Source organism: Burkholderia pyrrocinia (assembly GCF_018417535.1).
GTDB classification, from domain to species: domain Bacteria; phylum Pseudomonadota; class Gammaproteobacteria; order Burkholderiales; family Burkholderiaceae; genus Burkholderia; species Burkholderia pyrrocinia_E.
On the sequence record NZ_CP070979.1, the window covers coordinates 456,367 to 478,335 of the forward strand.

General features: G+C 66.8%; 20 protein-coding genes and 1 pseudogene. 13 read left to right on the forward strand and 8 right to left on the reverse strand.

Going from position 1 to position 21,969, the window contains the following annotated elements; all coding sequences use genetic code 11:
• Positions 1-68: 68 nt before the first annotated feature.
• The 3 genes from JYG32_RS35095 to JYG32_RS35105 all read left to right on the forward strand — a co-directional run bounded on the left by JYG32_RS35095 (position 69) and on the right by JYG32_RS35105 (position 2,809).
• Positions 69-1,553 (forward strand): winged helix-turn-helix domain-containing protein, encoded by a 1,485-nt coding sequence (locus JYG32_RS35095; RefSeq protein WP_213268177.1) that lies wholly within the window; start codon positions 69-71, stop codon positions 1,551-1,553.
• A gap of 103 nt (positions 1,554-1,656) precedes the next feature.
• Positions 1,657-2,028, forward strand: a complete 372-nt coding sequence (locus JYG32_RS35100) for a response regulator transcription factor (protein ID WP_213268178.1) — start codon at positions 1,657-1,659, stop codon at positions 2,026-2,028.
• Between the two features lie 106 nt (positions 2,029-2,134).
• Positions 2,135-2,809 (forward strand): response regulator transcription factor, encoded by a 675-nt coding sequence (locus tag JYG32_RS35105; RefSeq protein ID WP_213268179.1) that lies wholly within the window; start codon positions 2,135-2,137, stop codon positions 2,807-2,809.
• 156 nt (positions 2,810-2,965) lie between these two features.
• Here JYG32_RS35105 and JYG32_RS35110 read toward each other — a convergent pair whose 3' ends face one another.
• The 4 genes from JYG32_RS35110 to JYG32_RS35125 form a co-directional block, all read right to left on the reverse strand.
• Complete coding sequence (locus JYG32_RS35110; RefSeq protein ID WP_249744972.1) at positions 2,966-3,703, reverse strand: hypothetical protein; 738 nt, start codon at positions 3,701-3,703, stop codon at positions 2,966-2,968.
• A gap of 37 nt (positions 3,704-3,740) precedes the next feature.
• Positions 3,741-4,022: a DUF3303 domain-containing protein gene (locus tag JYG32_RS35115; protein ID WP_174379181.1), complete on the reverse strand. Its 282-nt coding sequence runs from the start codon at positions 4,020-4,022 to the stop codon at positions 3,741-3,743.
• Positions 4,023-4,488: 466 nt separating this feature from the next.
• Positions 4,489-5,901, reverse strand: a complete 1,413-nt coding sequence (locus tag JYG32_RS35120) for an efflux transporter outer membrane subunit (RefSeq protein WP_213268180.1) — start codon at positions 5,899-5,901, stop codon at positions 4,489-4,491.
• A complete protein-coding gene (locus JYG32_RS35125) occupies positions 5,898-6,926 on the reverse strand; it encodes an HlyD family secretion protein (protein ID WP_213268181.1) in 1,029 nt (342 codons plus the stop codon). Before JYG32_RS35125 ends, JYG32_RS35120 begins: the two co-directional genes overlap by 4 nt.
• An 83-nt stretch (positions 6,927-7,009) precedes the next feature.
• Between JYG32_RS35125 and JYG32_RS35130 the strand changes: the two genes are divergently transcribed.
• Positions 7,010-8,590 (forward strand): MFS transporter, encoded by a 1,581-nt coding sequence (locus JYG32_RS35130; RefSeq protein WP_213268182.1) that lies wholly within the window; start codon positions 7,010-7,012, stop codon positions 8,588-8,590.
• Between the two features lie 145 nt (positions 8,591-8,735).
• Here JYG32_RS35130 and JYG32_RS35135 read toward each other — a convergent pair whose 3' ends face one another.
• Positions 8,736-9,557: an alpha/beta fold hydrolase gene (locus JYG32_RS35135; RefSeq protein ID WP_174379177.1), complete on the reverse strand. Its 822-nt coding sequence runs from the start codon at positions 9,555-9,557 to the stop codon at positions 8,736-8,738.
• A 553-nt stretch (positions 9,558-10,110) separates the two neighbouring features.
• Here JYG32_RS35135 and JYG32_RS35140 point away from each other — a divergent pair.
• The gene (locus JYG32_RS35140; RefSeq protein WP_213268183.1) at positions 10,111-10,536 is read left to right on the forward strand and encodes a DUF3331 domain-containing protein; all 426 of its coding nucleotides are present in this window, start codon (positions 10,111-10,113) and stop codon (positions 10,534-10,536) included.
• A 70-nt stretch (positions 10,537-10,606) separates the two neighbouring features.
• Positions 10,607-11,428, forward strand: a complete 822-nt coding sequence (locus JYG32_RS35145) for an alpha/beta fold hydrolase (protein WP_213268184.1) — start codon at positions 10,607-10,609, stop codon at positions 11,426-11,428.
• A gap of 52 nt (positions 11,429-11,480) precedes the next feature.
• Here the strand turns inward: JYG32_RS35145 and JYG32_RS35150 are convergent, their stop codons facing one another.
• Positions 11,481-12,122, reverse strand: a complete 642-nt coding sequence (locus tag JYG32_RS35150; RefSeq protein ID WP_213268185.1) for an HD domain-containing protein — start codon at positions 12,120-12,122, stop codon at positions 11,481-11,483.
• A 508-nt stretch (positions 12,123-12,630) separates the two neighbouring features.
• On the opposite strand from JYG32_RS35150, the gene JYG32_RS35155 reads away from it, so the two are divergent.
• Positions 12,631-14,424, forward strand: a complete 1,794-nt coding sequence (locus JYG32_RS35155) for a winged helix-turn-helix domain-containing protein (protein WP_213268186.1) — start codon at positions 12,631-12,633, stop codon at positions 14,422-14,424.
• A 365-nt stretch (positions 14,425-14,789) separates the two neighbouring features.
• On the forward strand, positions 14,790-16,253 hold the full coding sequence (locus tag JYG32_RS35160; protein WP_213268187.1) for a mechanosensitive ion channel family protein: 1,464 nt from the start codon (positions 14,790-14,792) through the stop codon (positions 16,251-16,253).
• 72 nt (positions 16,254-16,325) lie between these two features.
• Here the strand turns inward: JYG32_RS35160 and JYG32_RS35165 are convergent, their stop codons facing one another.
• Both JYG32_RS35165 and JYG32_RS35170 read right to left on the reverse strand, forming a co-directional pair.
• Positions 16,326-17,234 carry a LysR family transcriptional regulator gene (locus JYG32_RS35165; protein ID WP_174379171.1) on the reverse strand — a complete coding sequence of 303 codons (909 nt, stop codon included), beginning with the start codon at positions 17,232-17,234 and terminating at the stop codon, positions 16,326-16,328.
• 314 nt (positions 17,235-17,548) lie between these two features.
• Positions 17,549-17,830, reverse strand: coding sequence for a XapX domain-containing protein (locus JYG32_RS35170; protein ID WP_174379170.1), 282 nt, complete (start codon positions 17,828-17,830; stop codon positions 17,549-17,551).
• Positions 17,831-18,139: 309 nt separating this feature from the next.
• On the opposite strand from JYG32_RS35170, the gene JYG32_RS35175 reads away from it, so the two are divergent.
• The 5 genes and pseudogenes from JYG32_RS35175 to JYG32_RS39315 form a co-directional block, all read left to right on the forward strand.
• Entirely contained in the window at positions 18,140-18,826 is a 687-nt protein-coding gene (locus JYG32_RS35175; RefSeq protein WP_174379169.1) for a hydrolase, read from the forward strand.
• Between the two features lie 170 nt (positions 18,827-18,996).
• A complete protein-coding gene (locus tag JYG32_RS35180; protein ID WP_009692709.1) occupies positions 18,997-19,164 on the forward strand; it encodes a DUF1427 family protein in 168 nt (55 codons plus the stop codon).
• 19 nt (positions 19,165-19,183) lie between these two features.
• Entirely contained in the window at positions 19,184-21,073 is a 1,890-nt protein-coding gene (locus tag JYG32_RS35185) for an amidohydrolase (RefSeq protein WP_213268188.1), read from the forward strand.
• A gap of 1 nt (position 21,074) precedes the next feature.
• On the forward strand, positions 21,075-21,521 hold the full coding sequence (locus JYG32_RS35190) for a DoxX family protein (RefSeq protein WP_213268189.1): 447 nt from the start codon (positions 21,075-21,077) through the stop codon (positions 21,519-21,521).
• 26 nt (positions 21,522-21,547) lie between these two features.
• Positions 21,548-21,918: pseudogene (locus tag JYG32_RS39315) on the forward strand (glyoxalase); the annotation flags it as partial.
• Positions 21,919-21,969 lie beyond the last annotated feature (51 nt).

Here is a 21,969-nt window from a genome sequence, read left to right on the forward strand (position 1 = left end):
CGGACGAACAGGGGGTGTCGCCTCGCGAGGCGGCGCAAGGTGTGGCGCAGCATAAGCGAGTGCGGATCATGTACACGTTCGGGCGGGTGACGGTTTCCCTTGAGTGCCGCGAAGTCCGCGTCGACGGGCAGCCCCGGTATATCGGCGCCCGGGCATTCGAGATTCTCGAGCTGCTGGTGAAGGCGGCCGGCAGGCTCGTGTCGAAGGACGAGATCATGCAAGCCGTGTGGCCGAACACGATCGTGGTCGAGAACAACATCCAGGTGCACATCTCGACGCTGCGCAAGCTGTTCGGCGGCAAGCACGGCTGGATACGGACCGAATCGGGCCGCGGCTATCGGCTCGCGCCGCCGGCCGACCTGGCCTGCGCCGACCGTCAGCCGGACGTGGGCGAGCCGGCGCGCGGCGCCCGCGCGGGTGCCGTCCCACGCAAGTGTCCGCTGATCGCCCGCGAGCAGGAGGCGGCCGAGCTGCACGCGCTGCTCGAGCGCGAGGCGCTCGTTACGCTGGTCGGCCCCGGCGGCGTCGGCAAGACGCATCTCGCGCTGGAGGTCGCCACGGCCTGGTCGGCGGTGCGCGGCATCGAGATGGTCCGGATCGATCTCGCCGGCTGGCAGGGCGGCGCGACGCTGGCGTCCGCGGTGCTGGACGCGCTCGACCTGCCGGGCGGCCCGGACGCCGGGCCTGCCGATGTCGTGCGCGCGATCGTCGGGCAGCCCGTCATGCTGGTGCTCGATAACGCAGAGCAGCATGTCGACGAGCTGGCGGACCTCTGCGAAGCGATCACGGCGGAGCATGCCGGCGCGATACTCGTCGTGACCAGCCGCGAACCGCTGCGTGTCGCGGGCGAGCGCGTTTATCGCGTCGGGCCGCTGCCCGTGCCGCCGGCCGGCGCGAACGACGGCGAGATCGTCGCGTACGGTGCCGTCCGGATGTTTTTGGCACGGGCGCGCGCGATGGGCACCGACATGCCTGCGGATGCGAAGACGCTGGACGCGATCGCGACCATCTGCCGCCGCCTGAGCGGCCTGCCGCTCGCGCTCGAACTCGGCGCGGCCCGCGTCGCGTTGCTCGGGATCCAGGGGTTGGCAGCCGATCTCGACAAGTCCGTGCTGTCGTTGTCCGGCGGTCTGCGTACGGCCCATCCGCGCCAGCAGACCCTCAGGGCCACCATCGAGTGGAGCTATCGGCTGCTCGACGATGCGGAGCGCACCGTGCTGTGCCGCCTCGCAGTGTTTCCGGATGCGTTCCAGCTCGACGCGGCGTGCGCGCTGGCAGCCTGTGACGAACTGGGGGCCGCCAGGGTGCTCGATTGCCTGGTCAGTCTTGCGTCGAAATCGCTGCTGGTCGTCCATTCGGTCGGACTCTCGAAGCGCTATTCGCTGCTCGAGGTCGTGCGCGCGTATGCGCTCGAGAAGCTGGCGGAGTCGGGCGAAGCCGGTCGCATCCATGCCCGGTGCGTGTCTTTCGTCGGCGACGAACGCGCGGATCCGCTGCCGCCGACGCCGGCAGCGTCCGCGCAACCGCTGCTGGCGGCAGGGCCGTGGGCGTGACGCACCGGTCGTGCGGGCGTGGCGCGCAGCGGCAACGCCGGTCGACGCGGCGCACGCTGTGTCGCGATGTTCTGGATTGACAAAATTTTCAGGTTCTCATTTCATGGCCATTGTTTGCATCATCGATGACGATGCGTCGGTCCGTAAGAGTCTTGCCAGCTTGCTGAAATCGGCTGGCCATACCGCACTGCCGTTTGCGTCGGGCGAGGAATTCCTTGCGGCCGGCCCGCCGGACGACGCGGCTTGCGTGCTGGTCGATCTGAAGATGAAGGGGATGAGCGGGCTCGACGTCCAGCGCCTGCTGGTTCAGCGCAAGGCGACGCTGCCGGTTATCTTCATGTCGGCGCATGGCGACGACGAGTCGGTGCGCCGCGCGCTCGCGCAAGGCGCGGTCGCGTTCCTGCGCAAGCCGTTTCCATCGGACGATATGCTCAACCTGATCGATCACGTCGCATCCGGCGCGCCGCCTGCGTGAGCGGCGGCCCGTCGACCGGCCGCGCCGTGCGCGGCGTGGCGGTTCCGCCCGGCTTTTTCTTAGTTTATCATTCGATAATGAAGCGGATGCCTACACAGGGAATGCAATGGCGAGCACGCCGGATATGACGTCGATCGGCAACCGGGGCGCGGGCGATCCCGCGCCGATCGTCTATGTGGTCGACGACGACGAAACGTTGCGGCGCGCGTTGAGCGCGCTGTTGCGTTCGGCGGGATTTGGCGTCGAGACGTTCGCGTCGTCGCGGGCGTTTCTGGCATTCGAGCGGCCCGACGCGCCGAGTTGCCTGATCCTCGACGTGCGTCTTGCCGACGAGAGCGGGCTGGCCGTTCAGGAGGAAGCGGTGCGTGCGGGCCTGAACGTGCCGATCCTGTTCATGACCGGTTACGGCGACGTGGCCACGACGGTCAAGGCCATGAAGGGCGGCGCGCTCGACTTCCTGACGAAGCCGTTCGACGACGAAACGATGCTCGATGCCGTCGGCCGCGCACTGGCCCGCGACGGCGAGCGACGCGCGCGCGACCGGGCGCTGGACGCGGTGCGCGGCGCCTATGCGTCGTTGACGCCGCGTGAGCGCGAAGTGATGGGCCAGGTGGTCGCGGGCCTGATGAACAAGCAGATCGCAGCGAATCTCGGCCTGCAGGAAATCACGGTGAAGGTGCATCGCGCCCAGGTCATGAAGAAGATGCAGGCCCGCACGCTGCCGGATCTCGTGCGGCAGGCCGAATCGCTGGGCGTGCGCCCGGTCGGCGCGCGCGACTGAGCAGGCGTGCCGGGTCGTTCGACGCAATGGCGCCGGCCTCGACGTGGCGGGCCGGGCCGCGATGACGCGAACGACGGCGTTCATGCGGCCACTTCTGCTTCAACGTGGGTTCGGCGTTCCCGGCGTCGCAGCACGGGCCAGCGAGATGCGCGTCGCTCATCGCGCGCCGGCGACGGCGTTTGTCGATGAAACGGCATGACCAAGCGACAGGTAGCTCCGGTGCAGTAGTGATTCGATGGTTGCCCAATCGGCGTCGGTGACTCTGCCCGCATCTTCACGGGCGTCGCGAAGCAGCATCGCTTGCGCGCGCAACTGGCCGTGTTCGAGTGTCGAGACTGCGGACACCCTATACAGCGATGCGGCGGCTTCAGCGCACGCGCTGCCCAACGTGCCGGGCGGATACCGTCCGCGCTCCCGGTGCACGATCCACCATTCCAGTTCGAGCGCGGTGGTGCGCGAGACATCGAAGTCGCGGTTCCCGGTGTTGCGGATCAGGCTGAAATAGGTTTGCAGCGCCGGCAGCGCTTTTTCGTAATCGCTGCGTTCCTTGCCCTCCTTGAACGTGAAGGCGGCTGATGCGCCGTAGTAAGCGCCGACGTACGACCTTAGCCACGGAAGGTGGTATTGCGTGCGCAGGGTTTGCGCCAATTCAAGAAAGAGCGCTACGTGCCGGCGCTCATAGTAGGAGCGCCATATTTTCGTTTCGAGTGTTCCCGTCGCGACGGGATCGAAGCGGCTCAGGTCACGGTGCAACGGCCAGAAGAGATCGGCGGCGGCATAGCCGATCAGAACGACAAGCAGGACCAGGATCGTCCGTCGCCAGCGTCCTGGTCCAGCGGAAAGGATCGCGCGGTGCCGCGGGGCGTGGCTGCGGGTGCGCCCGGTCGTGTTCATGTCGAATAGCGTCGATAGCGTACGTGCGTCGAACCCTCTATTTCATGACGCGCCCCAGTACCTCGCCCAACTCGGCGTCGTCAAGCACCGGGACGATGTCCAGCTCCATCAGATCGCTCCACTGATAGGCGAATTCGGTGAGTTTCTTCATATCATCTGTTTCGAGCAGATCGAACCCTGCGCCCAGATCGGCTCGCGTCCACCGGCCCACCAACCGGACGCCGTCGGGCGGGAGCCCGCCGGTTCGCTGAAAGCGCTCGATGGCTTCGGCACGCTGCTGGGTATCCGGTGCCCAGTGGAAGGTCATCATGAATTTCATGGCTGTGTCTCCTGACGGTGGCTCGTCCACCTGTTTCAATTTATACGCGCGATGACGGCATACGGGTGCAATTGGGCGTGTGCACTGCAACGCCAGTCGGCACCAGGCGTAGATCGTGATATGTCCTCGCAACGCAATATGCCGATCGTCCTTGCCCGACGCCGGTAGTTGCTTGACCAGTCGTCGACTGGGCAGCCGCGCCCGCGCCGCAGCCGGAATACCGGGCAAGCGCCGTCAATGCCGGGACGGCCGGTGCGAGCGTGATAATTGTCTTTCGGCAACCGTCTTGAGTATCTCGAGTGTTTTCAGGCGGTCCATGACAGGTCTCGCTTCGGTGGATTCGACACGCTCAATTCATGCGGCGCGCCGGCACCGGGCAATACAAAAAAACGTTAGGTAAGCTTAAGATATATATGAAAATACGTGAGGCCGATCGAGCGAAGGCCGAGGTTGCGTTGAGGATTTTTCAGAACCGGTCGACGTTCGCCGGTGTCGCCGCGGGCGGCGTCCACCCGCCGCCCAGCGCGCGCACGAGATTGACCGTCGCGATGGCGAGCGCCTGACGGCTATGAATCAGTTGGCGCTGCGCATTCAGTGCGTCCCGGTCCGCGTCGATGACCTCGAGATAGCTGACGTAGCCGTGCCCGTAACGGCTCAGCGACAAGCGCGCCGCTGCGTCGGTGGCGCGCGCCGCGCTGTCGTAGCGCACGATCCGCTCGTTCTGCGCGGCGATGTCGTTGAGTGCGTCCTGGACTTCGCGCAGCGCGCCCAGCGCGGTCGCGCGATAGTTCGCGTCGGCGAGTTCCGCGCCGGCCGTCGCGGCGTCCACCGCGGCCTCGCGCTTGCCGCCGTCGAACAACGTTTCGGCCACGCTCGCCCCGAGGCCCCACAGCGAACTGTTGCGATCGAGAAACGTGCCGAGGTCGCGGCTGGCGAACCCGCCCTCGGCGGTCAGCGTCAAGGTCGGAAGCCACGCGGTGCGGGCGACGCCGATTTCGAGCGACGCCGCGTCGACGCGGCGCGCCGCCGCATAGACGTCCGGCCGTTGCGCGAGCAGCGCGGACGGCAAGCCGGGCGGCACCTCCGGCACGCGCATGACGGATGCGGTCGGCGCGACCGTGAACGCGGTCGGCGAGACACCGGTCAGCACGGCGAGCGCGTCGACGAGGTTTTCGCGCAGCCGCCGGCTGTCCGCGAGATCGGCGCGAGCCGTATCGAGATCGGCCGCCGCACGCAGCGCGTCGAGATCGCTTGCCGCGCCGGCCCGCACCCGCGCGGCGATCACGTCGAGCGCGGTGCGCCGCAGCTCGATCGCGCGGGCGAGCGTCGCGAGATCCTGCTCGACGAAATGGAGCGTCAGGTAGTCGCTCGCGACGTCGGTCGCGACGCGCAGTCGAACGGCCGAGCGATCCGCGTCCGCCTGCAGCACGTTCTGCCTGCCGATCTCCGCATCGCCGCGCAGGCGCCCCCACAGATCGACTTCATAGCTGGCGTTGAACGGCACCGACCAGTTGTGCATCGTGCGTTTCGGCAACGCGTTGTCGACCGTGCCGGATACGCGCGTGCGGCTGAACGACGGATCGACGCCGACGGTGGGCGACAGTGCGGCTTCGCGCACGCCGAGCAGCGCCTGCGCCTGGTCGACGCGTGCCGCGGCGGCGCGGATGTCGTGGTTGCCGGCGAGCGCGGCATCGACGAGCGCGACGAGTGGCGGATCGCCGAACGACGCGGGCCATTCGGCGAGCGACGGTGCGGGTTCGCTCGCCGCCTCCGCATGGCGGAACCGGTCGGATCCGACCGCGACGGGAGCAAGCGGCTGCGGCGCGATCGTGCACGCGCCCAGCAGGCCGGCGGCGAGCAGCGCGACGATGCGGCTCATGGCTGCTCGCGGCTGCGTGGCAGCGTGACGACGACCGACAGGCCGGGCCGGATGCGCGGTTCGGCCGAGGCCTGGCCGTCGAGCAGGATCTTGACGGGCACCCGCTGCGTGACTTTCGTGAAGTTGCCGGTCGCGTTGTCGGGCGGCAACAGCGCAAACTGCCCGCCGGTTGCGGGCGACAGGCTGTCGACGTGCCCGCTGAAGGTCAGGTCCGGCAGCGCGTCGAAGCGCAGGCGCACGGCGTCGCCGGTGCGGACGTGCCGGAGCTGGGTTTCGCGGAAGTTCGCGACGACCCACGGGTGCGGTTCGACGAGCGTGAGCAGCGCCTGGCCGGGCGCGACATGCTCGCCGGTCTCGACCGTCTTCTTGCCGACGCGGCCGTCCGACGGCGCCACGACGGTCGTGTACTGAAGCTGGAGCGCCGCATCGCGCAACTCGGCGTCATTCTGGTTCGACACCGCATCGGCAGCCTGCCGCGCGGCCTGCGCGCTGCGCTGCTGCGCTTCGGCCGCGTCGATGCGTGCGCGGGCGGACTTGCGTGCCGCGTTGGCGGCATCGAATTCCTGTTGCGACAGCCCGCGCGGGGTTTCGCGGGTCAGCTCGCGTGCCCGTGCGTAGTCGAGTTCGGCCTTCTCGGCGTCGGCATGCGCCGCGACGAGCGTCGCGTCGGCCTGCTCGACCTGCGCCTTCGCGCGGCTCGCATCGGAGTGCGCCTGCGCGACGCGGGCCCGCTGCAGCGCGACGCGCACGTCGAAATCGCGCGGGTCGAGCCGCACGAGCGGGTCGCCCGCGTGCACGAACTGGTTGTCGTTCACCAGCACGCGCTCGACCGTGCCGGCCACGCGTGGCGAGATCACGTGCAGGTGGCCCGTCACGTATGCGTCGTCGGTGCCGCGATCATGCGCATCGAATTCGTAGACCAGCAGCGCGACGAGCAGCAGCGCGGATCCGGCAATCAGTACGATCGGCCACCGGCGCGATCGCGCGGCGGAAGTGGGCGGCGTGTCCGGCGAGTTCGTGGTCACGATCGGGATACTCCATCGAACAGACAGGGTTCGTCACATCGCGCTATGCTTGCGCGAGCTTCATGTGCGGGAGCCGCTCGACGATGAACACCACGTTCGCCCCCGGTGGCGCGACAACGGGGCCGGCCGCAGCGCCGGCCGCCGACATACCGACGTTTCGTTCGATCGCCGCGATCGCGGCCGTGCTGCTCGGCGCGATCATCTCGACCTTGACGTCGCGCATCACGTCGCTCGGGCTCGTCGACGTACGCGGCGCGCTCGGCGTCGGGTTCGACGAGGGCGCGTGGATCAACACCGCGTTCATCGCATCGCAGATGTTCGTCGGGCCGCTCGCGATCGCGGCGGCCTTCGTGTTCGGCACGCGTCGCGTGCTGCTGGCGGGCGCCGCGGTATTCCTGGTCGTCGAAAGCGTGCTGCCGCTGTGCACGAACTTCGGCACGTTCATCGTATTCCAGAGCCTGGCCGGCTTCGCGTCCGGCGTGTTCGTGCCGCTGACCGTCGGGTTCGTCGTCCGTACGCTGCCGCCGCGGCTCATTCCGTTCGGCATCGCCGCGTATGCGATGAATCTCGAGATGTCGCTCAACCTGTCGGCGACGCTCGAAGGGTGGTACAGCGAACACCTGAGCTGGCGCTGGTTGTTCTGGCAGAACGCACTGCTGACCGTGCCGTTCATCGCCTGCCTGATGCTGTCGCTGTCCACCGAACCGATCAAGCGCTTCGCGTCCGGCATCGACACGCGCGGCATGCTGCTCGGCGCCGGCGGGTTCGCGTGCCTGTGCATCGCGCTCGATCAGGGCGAACGGCTGTTCTGGTTCCAGTCGCCGCTGATCGTCGCGCTGCTGTGCATCGGCATCGTGATGGTGGCCGCGTTCCTGATCCACGAACTGGCGTCGCGACGGGCCGGGCTCGATCTCGGCTACCTCGCGCTGCCCAACGTCGCGTTGCTGATCCTGCTCGTCGGCCTCGTGCGCTTTACCGTGCTCAACACGAGCTTCATTCCGTCGGCGTTTCTCGCGAGCACCTACGGGCTGCGCCCGCTGCAGATCGGCGATACGCTGCGCTGGATCGCGATGCCGCAACTGCTGTTCGCGCCGTGCGTGGCGTGGCTGCTGCAACGCGTCGATCCGCGCCGGCTGATCGTGGCCGGCTTCGCGATGGTGGCGGTCGCGTTCGCGCTCGGCGCGCAACTCGCGCCCGTCTGGGCCGAACCCGACTTCATCCCGTCGCAACTGCTCCAGGCGTTGGGTCAGACGATGGCACTCACATCGGTCGTGTTCTTTTTCGGCAAGCACGTGACGGCCGAGCACGCGCTGACGTTCGGCGCCGTCGTGCAGACGACGCGCCTGCTGAGCGGGCAGCTCGGCACGACGTCGATCGCGGTGGTCCAGCGCATCATGGAGGCTACCCATTCGAATCTCGTCGGTCTGCATGTCACGCTGTCGGATCCGCACACGCTGGAGCGCCTGCGGGCCGGTGCGGCATCGCTGGTGTCGCACGGCGCGACCTTCGCGACCGGCGACCAGGCGGCTTATGCGCTGCTCGACCGGGCGGTCCGCGTCCAGGCGACCACGCTCGCGCTGGCCGACAATTTCCGTGTCGCGATGGCTTTCGCGGTCGCGGGGGTGTTGATCGGTTTGCTGCTCAGGCCGGCACGAGTGCAGTGAGTGCCCGACGCCGGATCGGCGGATATTCCGTATCGACGATCTTAGCGATCGCGCACACCGCAACGGAATGGCGACGACCTGAAAAATCCTGAAACGTGCTAAAGGGCGCGCCGACGTGACGGCCGGGCGCGCCGTGCGGCGACGCTTACGCCTTCAGGAACGCAAGCAGTTCGGCATTGATCAGGTCGGCGTTGACGACACACATCCCGTGCGCTCCGCCGGGGATCACCTTGAGTTGCGCGTGCTTCACGATCTTCGCGGACAGGCGGCCCGAATCGTCGATCGGCACGATCTGGTCGTCGTCGCCGTGCAGGATCAGCGTCGGGACGTCGATCTTCTTCAGGTCCTCGGTGTAGTCGACCTCGGAGAATTCCCTGACGCACAGATACTGGCCATAGGCGCCGCCCATCATGCCCTGCGCCCAGAACGCGTCGATCGTGCCCTGCGACACCTTGGCATCCGGACGGTTGAAGCCGAAGAACGGCACGGCGAGATCCTTGTAGAACTGCGAACGGTTCTCGGCGACGTTCTTGCGGATTCCGTCGAATACCTCCATCGGCAGGCCGCCGGGATTGGACGCCGATTTCACCATTTGCGGCGGCACGGCGCCGATCAGCACGGCCTTCGACACGCGCTGCGTGCCGTGGCGCCCGATGTAGTGCGCGACTTCGCCGCCGCCGGTGGAATGGCCGACGAGCGTGGCTTCGCGCAGGTCGAGCGCATTCATCAGCGCCGCGAGATCGTCGGCATACGTGTCCATGTCGTTGCCTTGCGACGGCTGGCTCGAGCGGCCGTGACCGCGGCGGTCGTGCGCGATCACGCGATAGCCGTGCTGCACGAGGAACAGCATCTGCGGGTCCCACGCATCGGCGCACAGCGGCCAGCCGTGCGAGAAGACGACCGGGCGGCCGCTGCCCCAGTCCTTGAAGTAAATCTGCGTACCGTCTTTGGTGGTGATCGTGTTCATCGCATGGGCTCCTTGATGGGCGGAAGCGGCGTGTTTGGGGGCGGCGGCGGCGGCAGCAGCCGGCAGCGCGGCGGCTGCAACGGCGGTCGCGCCGGCAAGCAGCATGTCTCGGCGACGCGCCGAGGGAACGGCGTCGATGTCTGCTGGACGCATTGGAACTCCTTGAACGTGCGGTGGAACGATGCCGCGTTGGATGGATGGTGCGGACCTGCCCGCATGCGGCAATCGCGCCGGCAGCCGGCGTGCGTTCGCGGTCGCGGGCAGGCAGGCGCGCGAAGGCAGCGAACGAACGCCGACAGGAGCCTATCGCGGGGTCATGCGGCCTGTACTGAAATCGCGCTGAATTTTCATGAAGGCGGTCGCGGCGCACGCCGCGCGCCGCACCGGCCAGAAAAATTAAGCCCGGAATCAAGACTCTTCAGCGGCGGCTCGCTATCGTCAGCATCAGGTCATCCCGTCGCGGGTCTTGCCAGTTCGTGCCGGCGGATGACGACCGCAATGCGGGCGGGTGCGATACATCCGCGCCCTTTGCCACTTGCCTGGGTACGCCGCCATGGACGAATTCAATCGCTGGGAACACGTGATGACGCTGCTCGACCCGTCGCCGGCCGCGCGCCGCTGTGCGCCTTCCCATCTTCGCGACCCGGACGCCGCACGCCGTCGCCATCGCGACGATGCGCCGCCCGCGTCGAGCGGTGGCGTGCGCCGCCGGTGCGCGATCGTCGCGGCCGAGCGGCAGACCGATTCGTCGGTCCTGGTGTCGTGGAGCGATCCGACGCGCTGCCGCTACGACGAGCAGCGCTGGATCAGCGCAAAATCCCGCGCCCTCGGCCGCTGCGCGCTGACCGGCATCACGATTCATACCGGCGATGCGATCTACAAGCCGCAATGGCGCGGCTCGAAGCGCCCCGCGAACTACCGGGAGGTGATCCTCGCGTCCGAACTGGACCGGTTCATCGTCAGGCTGTCCCGTTCATGACCCGGAACGGCGCGCCCCATCCGTCCGCCATCGCTGGCGGCCGCTGTTTTTTCACCGCTGAGGAATCTTCATGAGCACGTTCACGACACGCGACGGCGTCTCGATCCACTACAAGGATTGGGGCGCAGGACGCCCGGTCGTGTTCATTCACGGCTGGCCGTTGAATGCGGACATGTGGGACGTCCAGATGCATCATCTCGCGTCGAACGGCTTTCGCTGCATCGCGTACGACCGGCGCGGCTTCGGCCGATCCGGCCAGCCGTGGACGGGATACGACTACGACACGCTGGCGGACGATCTCGCGACGCTGATCGAGACGCTCGGGCTGCGCGACGTGACGCTCGTCGGCTTTTCGATGGGCGGCGGCGAAGTGGCCCGCTACATCGGCCGGCACGGCACGCGACACATCGCGAAGGCCGTTTTGATCGGGTCGGTGACGCCGCTGGTCGCGCGGCGCGACGATCATCCGGACGGTGTCGACGTGGCCGTGTTCGACGGGATTCGCGCGGGCATCGTGGCCGACCGCGCGGTATTCTTCGAGCATTTCTGGCCGCTGTTCACCGGTTCGAACCGGGCCGCTTCGGCGATCTCGCGCGCCGTGCTCGACTGGACGTCCTTCATGGCGCTGCAGGCCGGGTTGAAGGGGACGCTCGATTGCGTCGGCGCGTTTTCCGAAACCGATTTCCGGGCGGATCTCGACAAGTTCGACGTGCCGACGCTCGTGATTCACGGCGACGACGACCAGACGGTGCCGCTCGCGCTCACGGGTGCCGTCGCGGCGAAGCGCGTGCCGCACGCGACGCTGAGCGTCTACGAGGGCGGGCCGCATGCGTTGTATCTGACGCACGCGCAGCGATTGAACGACGAACTGCTGGCATTCGCCCGCGCATGACTCGGCGAAGGCGGCGGTGACGTGGCGGAGCGGGCCCGGCCGACCGGCCGGCTCACTCCGTCCAGGTCGACCCGAGCACCAGGCCGCAGAAATTCGTACGACGATAGTCCGGGTCGCAACGTTCGAGCACGTCGGCGCAGACGTTGCCGAACGCGGTCGCAGGGCGATGGACGGTGCCCGCAGCGAGCGCCTCGAGGAACAGTTCCTTGAAACCCGGGCCGCGCGGCCATGCGTGCACGATCTCGTCGCGTTCGGCGCGGCTCACTTCGTCGAAATGACGCGCAAAGAGATCCGTCTCGATGCCCGCGCCGAGCAACGCCGTCAACGGCGTCATGTACGGGTGAATCCCGAACGTCGCGTGCAGCGCGATCGCGCGCCAGACTTCCGCCGCATCGTCGGCGGCGACGCCGTATCCGCCGAGGAATGCGTGTGCGGCATTCGCGCCGTCGATCTCGAAGCGCCGGCGCGAATGCCGGTAGCGCTCCGTCAGCCCGAAGTCATGGAACAGCGCGGCGACGTACAGCAGCTCGGCGTCGAATGCGATGCCGCGACGCAGCCCGATGATCGACGCGAACGCGAACACGCGCATCGCGTGCCGGAACAGGAGTTCCGGTTCGCCGGCGCGCACGGTCGCGACGGCCTCGCGTGCGATCGGGCCGTCGGGAATCCGGATGCCGGCGATACGGTTGCCCATGGTTGTGTTCCTCACGGCGTGACGCCAGTCGCTCGACGCTGGCGCCATCGAACCATCGTCGCGCGCCGCGCCGCTGAATGTCCTGAGCGGCGCCTGAATCGTTCTGAACGGAAAATCCGACCGGCCATCGCACCCGGAATCGATTCCGCCGCGCCTTGCGCGTCGTTTTTACCCGATTTTCGCCACGAGTCGTCCAAACTGCCATTTCAATTAACGCGACGACGGGATTAATTCCGGAAAATCAACCGTTTTATCCTACGAAACAGGTTCATGGGTGAACGACTGTTTTGCGCATTGAAAATGCAGGATGCCGTGTGCGCCGCGCCGGGCCAGACGCGGCACACACCCGGGAGACGTCGCGGCGATCGTGGTTTTCGTCGATTCAAAAAATTTGCTCGTTAGGTTCTGATTATTTGAATCATCTTGCGACGCAAATGCCGTAGCATTGCCGTCAAACCGGTGTCATTTCTGACAGGGCATCGATGAATGCAATCGATTAAAAATTCCCATGATCCGGATTGGAACACTTCACGTTTTTCTCGACAGACGTGAAATTCGCTCGAACGGCAAACTGCTGCGCATCGGCAGTCGCGCATTCGAAATTCTCGAACTCCTGATTCGGGCGAACGGCGCATTGGTATCGAAAGACGAAATCATGCAGCGCGTGTGGCCGCACACGATCGTGGAGGAAAACAACCTGCAGGTGCATATCGCCGCGTTGCGCAAGGCGCTGGCCGACGACCGGAACCTGATCGTCACGGTGCCGGGGCGCGGCTATCGGCTGGTCGGCAGCCAGATCGAAGGTGGCGCGCCCGCGCGTCCCGCGACGTCGCGGCTGACGGCCGCGCCGACCGCGCTCGTCGGCCGCGAGCAGACCGTCGCCGACGTCCTTGCGGCGCTCGACACCGCGCGCGTCGTGACGCTGGTCGGTGCGGGCGGCATCGGCAAGACGCGGGTCGCACTCGAAGCGGCGATGCGCGCCGAGGCGAGCTTTCCGGATGGCGCCGCGTTCGTGCCGCTGGCCACGGTTGCGTGTCCTCGATTCGTGCCCGACGCGCTGGCGGGTGCGTTCGGCATCGTGCAGCCGGCCGGATCGCTGACGCTCGAAGCAGTGCTGGCCAGCGTGGCGAACCGCCGGATGTTGCTGGTGCTCGACAATTGCGAGCATCTGCTCGACGCCGCCGCGCAGATCGCGACGGCACTGACCGAGTCCGACACCGGATTGTGCGTCCTCGCGACCAGCCGCGAGGCGCTGCGTATCCAGGGCGAGCGGCTGTGTCCGATTCCGCCGCTCGATGTGCCCGGCGAAGGCGCCGACGATGCCGAAACCCTGAGCGCCAGCGCGGTGCAACTGTTCTCGGCGCGCGCGCGTGCCGCCGACCCTCGCTTTCCGCTCGACGAACGCAGTGTAGCGTTGATGGCGTCGGTGTGCCGGCGTCTCGACGGTCTCCCGCTCGCCATCGAACTGGCCGCGGCCCGGGCCGCCGTGCTCGGCATCGACGTGCTGGCTGCGCATCTCGACGACCACTTCAGGTTGCTGACCGGCGGTTTTCGCACGGCCTTGCCGCGTCATCAGACGCTGCAGGCGATGTACGACTGGAGCTACCGCTTGCTCGGGGACGCGGAGCGCCTGCTGTTGCGGTGGCTCGGCGTGTTCCGCGACAGCTTCTCGATCGACGCGGTGCGGGATATCGTCGGAACGAAGGGGCTGGCCGATGCGGACCTGCTCGATACGATCGCCGGCCTCGTGTCGAAGTCGCTCCTGAGCCTCGAGAGCGCGCATGGCGCACCGCGCTACCGGCTGCTGACCACGACGCGCGCCTATGCGCTGCAGCAGCTCGAGAACAACGGCGAATGCGCGGCCGCGGCACGCGCGCATGCGAACTACTTCCATGCGTTGTTCAGGCTTGCGCCCGGTGGCAACGACGGGCCGCGGGCCGAATCGCGGCTCGACGTGATCCGGCGCGAACTCGGCAATCTGCGCACTGCGCTCGACTGGGCGTTTTCGCCGAACGGCGATGCGGAGGTCGGCATTGCGCTGGCGGCGGTCGCGGTCCCGTGCCTGTTCGACCTGTCGCTGGTGGACGAATGTCGCGAACGGGCACGCGCAGCGCTCGATGCAATGCGGAATATGGACGACACGCGGGCGCGCGAGGATGCGCGCGTGCGCCTGCTGGCCGCGTATGCCGCCGCGCTCGCCCATACCTCGGGGCCGACGCAGGTCGTGCACGACGCGTGGTCCGAAGTGCACGCGCTCGGGTTCGAGGCGGGCGAGGCCGAGTTGCCGCCGCGCGAATCGTAACGGCGCGCGCCGCCGGCGAATTCAGAACGTTTCAGCCTGAACACAGGACCGGGCCGGTCGGTGCGTCTACATTGCAGGCACGGAGACCGTCGGCGATTCGCCGGCGTGCGGGCAGGAGACCGGCTCGCACCGCCGCGCATCGATGTCGCGACGCCAGTGAATACCCGCGTGGGGCGGCGGCGGGCACATGCGTTACCGCCGGCGACCTCGCGCGTCATCGAACGACTACCGCATGAAACCTGTCCAGTCCGACCTTTCTCGCCACGATTCGCTGCCGGCGGCCGCTCGCCGGATCGGGTAGCGCGCGCCATGCGATCGCACGGGCTCCCCGCCAGTCGCGCAGCGCGCACGCGCCCCGTTTCGGCATGCTGAACCTGTCCGTCACGGTCGCTTACGGCGCACCGATCGTCGTTGCCGACCTCGTTGCATGGCGGTTGCTCGGGCCTGGCCGCTCGACGGCGAAAGCGGTCTGGCGCTGTGCGTCGTTTGCCGCGCTGACCTATGGGCTGTTCGCCACCGGCGTGAGCCCGCTCGCGGTTCCGCCGTCGCCCGACCGGTTCGATCGGCTGGCCATCCAGGCGATCGGTGTCGCGTGGTGGCTGCAGTGCGCGCTGGTGTTCAGCCTGATGCTCGACCATCTGCTGCTGCCGCGCGCGTGGCGCAACCAGCGGCTGTTTCACGACATCGCCGCAGGCGCCGTGTTCGGTGCAGCCGCGGTGGCCGCGCTGGGCTACGTACTGGGCCTGCCGCTGAGCGGCCTGGTCGCGACCTCGGGCGCGGTGGCCGTGATCCTGGGCCTGGCCGTCCAGAACACGCTGAACGACGTGTTCTCGGGCCTCGTCCTGAATACCACCCAGCCGTTTCGCCTGGGCGATACGGTGGCGATCGGCGAGCTGGAAGGGCGGATTGTCGAAAGCAACTGGCGCGCGACCAAGATGATCAACAGCCTCGGCAACCTGGTCGTGGTGCCGAACAGCACGGCGGCGAAGGCGACGATCGTCAACCTGAGCGAACCCGCGAACGTGCACGGTGTGACCCTGACGATCGAGATCGATCCGGAAGTGCGGCCGGCCATCGTCGTCGATGCGCTCGACCGGGCTGCCGCCAGTTCGCTGGACGTGCTGACCAGTCCCGCGCCGGTCTCGGTCGTCAAGGCGTTCAGGACCAACTCTGTCGAATACGAACTCGTCTGTTACGTCGACGCGCTGCAAAAGAAGGTGGCGGTGCGTAACCGGCTCTACGACCTGGCCCATCGGCATCTGGCCTCCGCGGATATCGCGTTGCGCCCGCTTGGCGGGACGGCCGCGGCACACCGACCGGTGTCGCGCGGTCAACGACTGCTGCGCGCGGTCGAACTCTTCAGGCAACTCGGCGACGAGGATCTGGCCGTGCTGGCCGATGCGCTGGCGTCACGCGTATTCCACCAAGGGGAGGTGATCTACGCGTCGAATTCCGATACGCGCCTGCTGACGATCGTCGGATCCGGTGTCGCGTCGGTGTTCGTGCCGGGTGCGGCCGGCGACATGGAGGTCAGGCGGATGGCGCCTGGCGATGCGATCGGCCAGTCCGTCGTGCTGGCCGGCACGCAGCTTCATGCGAGTGTCTACGCCGTGACCGCCGTGACGGCCTATCAGTTGAGCAGCCGCGACCTGACGCCGCTGATCGCGAGGAAACCCGAACTCGGACGGTTGATGTGCGAATCCCTGACCGAACACATCGCGACCGAGGAGAAGATGATGATTCCGCCGGCCGCGAACGCGCATGCGTCGTTCAACCTGATCGAGTGGCTCGAGAAGGAGATGAAGCGCCTTCACGATTCGTTCGGCTGACGCGGCGGGCGGGTGCCGGAACACCGCGGGTCGAGCGGTGCGGCCGACATGCGGCGACCGCGTGCGGCGGCATCACGCGAGCGCGGTGAACCGGTCGACGAGATCGGGGCGGGCGAGCTGATCGACCCACCAGTGCAGCGCGCGTCCGGCCTCGTCGCCGCGCCACGCGATATAGCATTGCGTCGTGTCGCGCATGCCGGTTACCTGGCGGGCGACGAGCTTGCCCTGCGCGATCGCGCGTGCCGCGATGCAATCCGGCAGCGTGCCCACGGCGAGTCCTTCGCATTGCGCGGCCAGTTTTGCGGCGAGGGTGGGGACCGCGAGATACGGCTGCCCGGCGTCGACGGCGACCGAGCGCGGCTGCAGTTCGCGAGAGGTATCGCTGATGACGGCGCCGCGATACTCGACGACCGACGCCATCGACAGCGGTTCGGGCAACGACGCGAGCGGATGGGTGGGGGCGACGGCGAACACATGCTTGAGCGTGCCGATCGGCCGCGCGATGATGTCCGGCAGTTCCGGCGGCTCGCCCGCCGCGCCGACGACGAGATCCGCGCGGCGCGAAATCAGCGCATCCCAGGTGCCGCCGAGCACTTCGGTGGACAGGCGCAGCCGCGTATTCATCTCGAGTCCGTAGAACGTATGCACGTACGGCCATAACGCCTCGAACGGCAGGATCTCGTCGATACAGATGCGAACCTCGGTTTCCCAGCCTTGCTGGGCACGCTGCGCCTTGATTTCGAGCTGTTCCGCGGCATACAGAAGCCGACGGCCCTCTTCGACGACCACGCGACCCGCGTGCGTGAGCTTCGCACGGCGCCCGCTCCGGTCGAACAGTGCGACGTCGAGGTCGCTTTCGAGCTTTTGTACGAGATAAGTCAGCGCGGACGGTACGCGGTGCAGGAGTTCCGCGGCTTCGGCGAACGTGCCGGTGCGGTCGATCGCGTCCAGTGCCTCGAGCGCTTCGAATGACAGCTTCATAGTGAATTCCACGGGCGTCGGGCTGTCATGTTATCGCCAAGCACCGCCGAGTCCAATACGATTCAGAACAATTCATCCGGGGGCCGGAGCCGGGGCGCTATCCTGTTCAGGGCAGGATTGCCTGGCGCGATTTCAGCGTTCGATCGGGTTTGGCGATGTGCGCTATTTCCGGCGCGTCAGCGCGCGGGGAAGCCGTGGCGGCGGTGCCGGGGTTTCGCGGATGCTTCGCGTTCCGGCTTGCCCGGGTGCCGTCGGCGTCGGGAGATTGGCCGGTCCGCCGGTCGGCCTCCGCGAATCCGGTCAATCGACGCGGGTCACGTCGGCGTCGACGGACGTTTCTTCGCGGCGGCATCGGATGCCTGCGCACCGGGCAGGGGGCCGAACATGTGCTGGCTGCACTTCGCGTCGCTCCACGCGGTCCCCAAGCGGATCCCCGAGAGCATCCGGCGTGCGATCGGCAGGATCTGCTCGCCGGCAAGGATGCCCAGCAGGCCGGCAAGCGCGATCGTGGGCGGAGCGGGCGACGGCACGCCGATCAGGTAGTAGACAACGCCGGCGAGAATTCCGGCCAATAGCGACGAAATATACGGTTTCATAATTCAGATATAAATGAATGACAACCGTGTGAAAAATACGGACAACTACCGATCTACCGAAGATCATGAAGCCTGTCGCTAGCGTAGCAGGTCTTTTTTGATGCGGTCATTCAATTCAATGGTTTTAAGATCTTTTAAGGCTTTGCTTTAGGGATTTTATTAATCGATTTGATTAAGTGGCGTTACCATGATTTGGCGTGTTGAATGACAACGGCTGGTAGGCGAACCTTCCGGCACAGCGCATTGGGCACCTCCCGGCTTGCCGGCGAGGCAGGCTCTCTTTTTCCCGCGTCAAAGGACATGACCGCCATGAGCAATCCGAAGCTTGAAGTACTCACCCCCCATAACAGCCAGTTGATCTTCATCGACCAGCAGCCGCAGATGGCGTTCGGCGTGCAGTCGATCGATCGCCAGGCGTTGAAGAACAACGTCGTCGGGCTCGCGAAGGCCGCGAAGGTATTCAACATTCCGACCACGATCACGACGGTCGAAAGCGAAAGCTTCTCGGGCCACACCTATCCCGAACTGCTCGACGTGTTCCCGAACCAGAAGACGCTCGAACGCACGTCGATGAACTCGTGGGACGACCAGAAGGTTCGCGACGCGCTGGCCGCGAACGGTCGCAAGAAGGTAGTCGTCTCCGGCCTGTGGACGGAGGTCTGCAATACGACGTTCGCGCTGTGCGCGATGCTCGAAGGCGACTACGAAATCTACATGGTCGCCGACGCATCGGGCGGCACGTCGAAGGATGCGCACGACTTCGCGATGCAGCGGATGGTGCAGGCCGGCGTGGTGCCCGTCACGTGGCAGCAGGTGCTGCTCGAGTGGCAGCGCGACTGGGCGCACCGCGAGAGTTACGACGCCGTGATGGCGATCGCGAAGGAGCACTCGGGCGCATACGGGATGGGGGTCGATTACGCGTACACGATGGTCCACAAGGCCGCGCAGCGCACCGCGACGCCGCACGAGTCGATCCCGCCCGTGCCGGCGAAGTAACCGCAGGCCGTTGCGACTGTCGATGCCGATGCCACGTGTTCCACGCGAACACGTGGCATCGGCAAGACGAAATCGCGGGCGGCGGTACGTAGTCGATTCACGGATGCCGCCCGCCGCATGTTTGCCAGGACGTATGACCTGCCTTCCAACCTGTCCGAGAAATTGATCGTATGGAACCCTATCTGGTTTCCCTTGGTGCGGGCTTGCTGATCGGTGTGATTTACAGCGCGATCAAGGTGCGTTCTCCGGCACCGCCGCTGATTGCGCTGGTCGGGCTGCTCGGCATGGTGATCGGCGTGCAGGCCATCCCCGCCGTCAAACAGCTCTTTGGCTTCTGATCGAAACGAGGTGACGTATATGACCGCAACCGAGTCCCAACCGGATCTGATCCTTCACAACGGAAGGTTCACGACCCTCGACCGCGCGAACCCGACCGCGACAGCGGTGGCGATAGCCGCCGGCCGCTTCGTTGCGGTCGGCCACGACGCGGACGTCATGCCGCTTGCCGGGCGCGCGACGAAGGTCGTCGATCTCGGGGGCCGCGCCGTGCTGCCGGGCCTGATCGACAACCACTGCCACGTGATTCGCGGTGGCCTGAACTACAACATGGAGCTGCGCTGGGATGGCGTGCCATCGCTCGCGGTCGCGATGGACATGCTCCGGCGGCAGGTCGCGATCACACCCGCGCCGCAGTGGGTGCGCGTGGTCGGCGGCTTCACCGAACACCAGTTCGCCGAGAAGCGCCTGCCGACGATCGAAGAACTCAACGCGGCCGCGCCCGATACGCCGGTGTTCATCCTGCACCTGTACGACCGCGCGCTGCTGAACGCGGCGGCGCTGCGGGTGGTCGGCTACACGAAGGACACGCCGGAGCCGCCGGGCGGCACGATCCTGCGCGACGCCGCGGGCAACCCGACCGGGCTGCTGCTCGCGAACCCGAACGCGACGATCCTTTACGCGACGCTCGCGAAGGGGCCGAAGCTGCCGTTCGAATACCAGTACAACTCGACGCGCCACTTCATGCGCGAACTGAACCGTCTCGGCGTGACCGGCGTGATCGATGCGGGCGGCGGTTCGCAAAATTATCCCGACGATTACGAAGTGATCCGCAAGCTGCACGACGCGGGCGAGATGACGATCCGGATCGCGTACAACCTGTTCACGCAGAAGCCGAATGCCGAGAAGGAAGACTTCGTGAACTGGACGAAGAGCGTCAAGTATCACGACGGCACCGACTATTTTCGCAACAACGGCGCGGGCGAAATGCTGGTGTTCTCGGCGGCCGATTTCGAGGACTTCCGCGTCGCGCGTCCCGATCTGCCGGCGCAGATGGAAGACGATCTCGAAGGCGTCGTGCGTGTGCTCGCGCAGAACCGCTGGCCGTGGCGCATGCATGCGACCTACGATGAAACGATCAGCCGTGCGCTCGACGTGTTCGAAAAGGTCAACAAGGACATTCCGCTTGCCGGCCTGAACTGGTTCTTCGATCACGCGGAAACCGTTACCGAAAAATCGATGGATCGTATTGCGGCGCTGGGCGGCGGTATCGCGGTGCAGCACCGGATGGCGTACCAGGGTGAGTACTTCGTGGAGCGCTATGGCGCACAGGCGGCCGAAGCGACGCCGCCCGTCGCGAAGATGCTTTCGAAGGGCATCAAGGTCTCGGCCGGCACCGACGCGACGCGCGTCGCGTCGTACAACCCGTGGGTGTCGCTCGCATGGCTCGTGACGGGCAAGACGGTCGGCGGGCTGCGGATGTATCCGCAACGCAACCTGCTCGATCGCGAGACTGCGCTGCGCATGTGGACCGAGTACGTGACCTGGTTCTCGAACGAGGAAGGGAAGAAAGGGCGTGTAGCGGTCGGGCAGCTCGCCGACCTGGTGGTCCCGGATCGCGATTTCTTCGCGTGCGCGGAGGACGATATCGCGGACACGACCGCCTTGCTGACGGTCGTCGGCGGAAAGATCGTCTGGGGCGCGGGGCCGTTCGCGTCGCACGACGCGCCGATTCCGCCCGCGATGCCGGACTGGTCGCCTGTGCGCGAGTACGGCGGCTATGGCGGCTGGGGCGCGACGCAGCGCAACGGCGCACCGCTGCAGCGCGCGGCGGCCGCTGCGATGTGCGGCTGCGCGAGCGCCTGCAATGTGCACGCGCATGCGCATGCGAGCGCGTGGGGTAGCGCATTGCCGACGTCGGACGCGAAGGGCTTCTGGGGCGCGTTCGGTTGTTCCTGCTGGGCGATCTGACATGTCGACGACAACCGGCCGGTACAGCCCCGGGTGGATTCGTGTCCTGCTGGCGCAGCCGTGGGTCGGCGCGCTGGTACGACTTGCGCTGGTGTCCGCCTTTCTGATCGGCGGGGTCAACAAGGCGCTGCACTTCGGCGAGGCGATCGCGGAGCAGGCGCATTTCGGCCTGCACCCGCCCGCGTTCTGGGCTGCACTGGCGGTTGTCGTCGAGATTGGCGGTTCGCTGTGCGTGGTATTTCGCCGGTTCACCTGGATCGGCGCGGGTGGACTCGGCGTGCTGACCGTCGTCGCGATGGGGGTGGCGAACGACTTCTGGAACCAGATGGGCGTGGCGCGCTTCATGGCGCTCAACAGCTTTTTCGAGCACCTGGGCCTGATTGCCGCGCTCGTCCTCGTCACCATGCTCGGCGACGTTCAAGGCGGGGAAGGGGACGGTCGGGCCTGATCGTTTGTCCGGCAGGTTGAAGCATCATGACGAACGTTCGTGCTGCACGGCTTGCGCCGATGCTGGCGGGCGGGCTTCGTCGCCGCTCCCGCTTCGTTCGCGACGCTTCCCAAGCCCGCCGCTACGCTTGCGCCTGCGTTCGCGGCAGGTCTGCAATACGACACCGCGCACGTGTACGTCGCCCCGAGGATTTCGACCGCTTCGCCGACAATGTCGTCGCGACATTTGGGGGGCAGCAGGTCGAAGCAGGGTGTCTTCCAGGTGACGCCCACGTCGAGCCAGGCCCTGTCTCGGCTCGTCTTTACGCCGTCCGGCACGATTTCCGTGTTCGTCTTCAAGACCCCGATCCGGACCGGCGCGCGCGGGCTACCTCGTGACCGGCATGGACACGGCCATACCGGGACTCGCGTGATGTCGAAGCGCGGCCCGGAATACTCGATCGAGCATG

Excerpts from the sequence above, each read along its gene's own strand:
- JYG32_RS35155 (WP_213268186.1), top strand. The coding sequence starts at position 12,631 with ATGATCCGGATTGGAACACTTCACGTTTTTCTCGACAGACGTGAAATT.
- JYG32_RS35110 (WP_249744972.1), bottom strand. The coding sequence starts at position 3,703 with ATGAACACGACCGGGCGCACCCGCAGCCACGCCCCGCGGCACCGCGCG.
- JYG32_RS35095 (WP_213268177.1), top strand. The coding sequence starts at position 69 with ATGTACACGTTCGGGCGGGTGACGGTTTCCCTTGAGTGCCGCGAAGTC.
- JYG32_RS35160 (WP_213268187.1), top strand. The coding sequence starts at position 14,790 with ATGCTGAACCTGTCCGTCACGGTCGCTTACGGCGCACCGATCGTCGTT.
- JYG32_RS35100 (WP_213268178.1), top strand. The coding sequence starts at position 1,657 with ATGGCCATTGTTTGCATCATCGATGACGATGCGTCGGTCCGTAAGAGT.
- JYG32_RS35165 (WP_174379171.1), bottom strand. The coding sequence starts at position 17,234 with ATGAAGCTGTCATTCGAAGCGCTCGAGGCACTGGACGCGATCGACCGC.
- JYG32_RS35140 (WP_213268183.1), top strand. The coding sequence starts at position 10,111 with ATGGACGAATTCAATCGCTGGGAACACGTGATGACGCTGCTCGACCCG.
- JYG32_RS35150 (WP_213268185.1), bottom strand. The coding sequence starts at position 12,122 with ATGGGCAACCGTATCGCCGGCATCCGGATTCCCGACGGCCCGATCGCA.
- JYG32_RS35180 (WP_009692709.1), top strand. The coding sequence starts at position 18,997 with ATGGAACCCTATCTGGTTTCCCTTGGTGCGGGCTTGCTGATCGGTGTG.
- JYG32_RS35135 (WP_174379177.1), bottom strand. The coding sequence starts at position 9,557 with ATGAACACGATCACCACCAAAGACGGTACGCAGATTTACTTCAAGGAC.
- JYG32_RS35175 (WP_174379169.1), top strand. The coding sequence starts at position 18,140 with ATGAGCAATCCGAAGCTTGAAGTACTCACCCCCCATAACAGCCAGTTG.
- JYG32_RS35170 (WP_174379170.1), bottom strand. The coding sequence starts at position 17,830 with ATGAAACCGTATATTTCGTCGCTATTGGCCGGAATTCTCGCCGGCGTT.
- JYG32_RS35120 (WP_213268180.1), bottom strand. The coding sequence starts at position 5,901 with ATGAGCCGCATCGTCGCGCTGCTCGCCGCCGGCCTGCTGGGCGCGTGC.
- JYG32_RS35185 (WP_213268188.1), top strand. The coding sequence starts at position 19,184 with ATGACCGCAACCGAGTCCCAACCGGATCTGATCCTTCACAACGGAAGG.
- JYG32_RS35190 (WP_213268189.1), top strand. The coding sequence starts at position 21,075 with ATGTCGACGACAACCGGCCGGTACAGCCCCGGGTGGATTCGTGTCCTG.
- JYG32_RS35130 (WP_213268182.1), top strand. The coding sequence starts at position 7,010 with ATGAACACCACGTTCGCCCCCGGTGGCGCGACAACGGGGCCGGCCGCA.
- JYG32_RS35115 (WP_174379181.1), bottom strand. The coding sequence starts at position 4,022 with ATGAAATTCATGATGACCTTCCACTGGGCACCGGATACCCAGCAGCGT.
- JYG32_RS35105 (WP_213268179.1), top strand. The coding sequence starts at position 2,135 with ATGGCGAGCACGCCGGATATGACGTCGATCGGCAACCGGGGCGCGGGC.
- JYG32_RS35145 (WP_213268184.1), top strand. The coding sequence starts at position 10,607 with ATGAGCACGTTCACGACACGCGACGGCGTCTCGATCCACTACAAGGAT.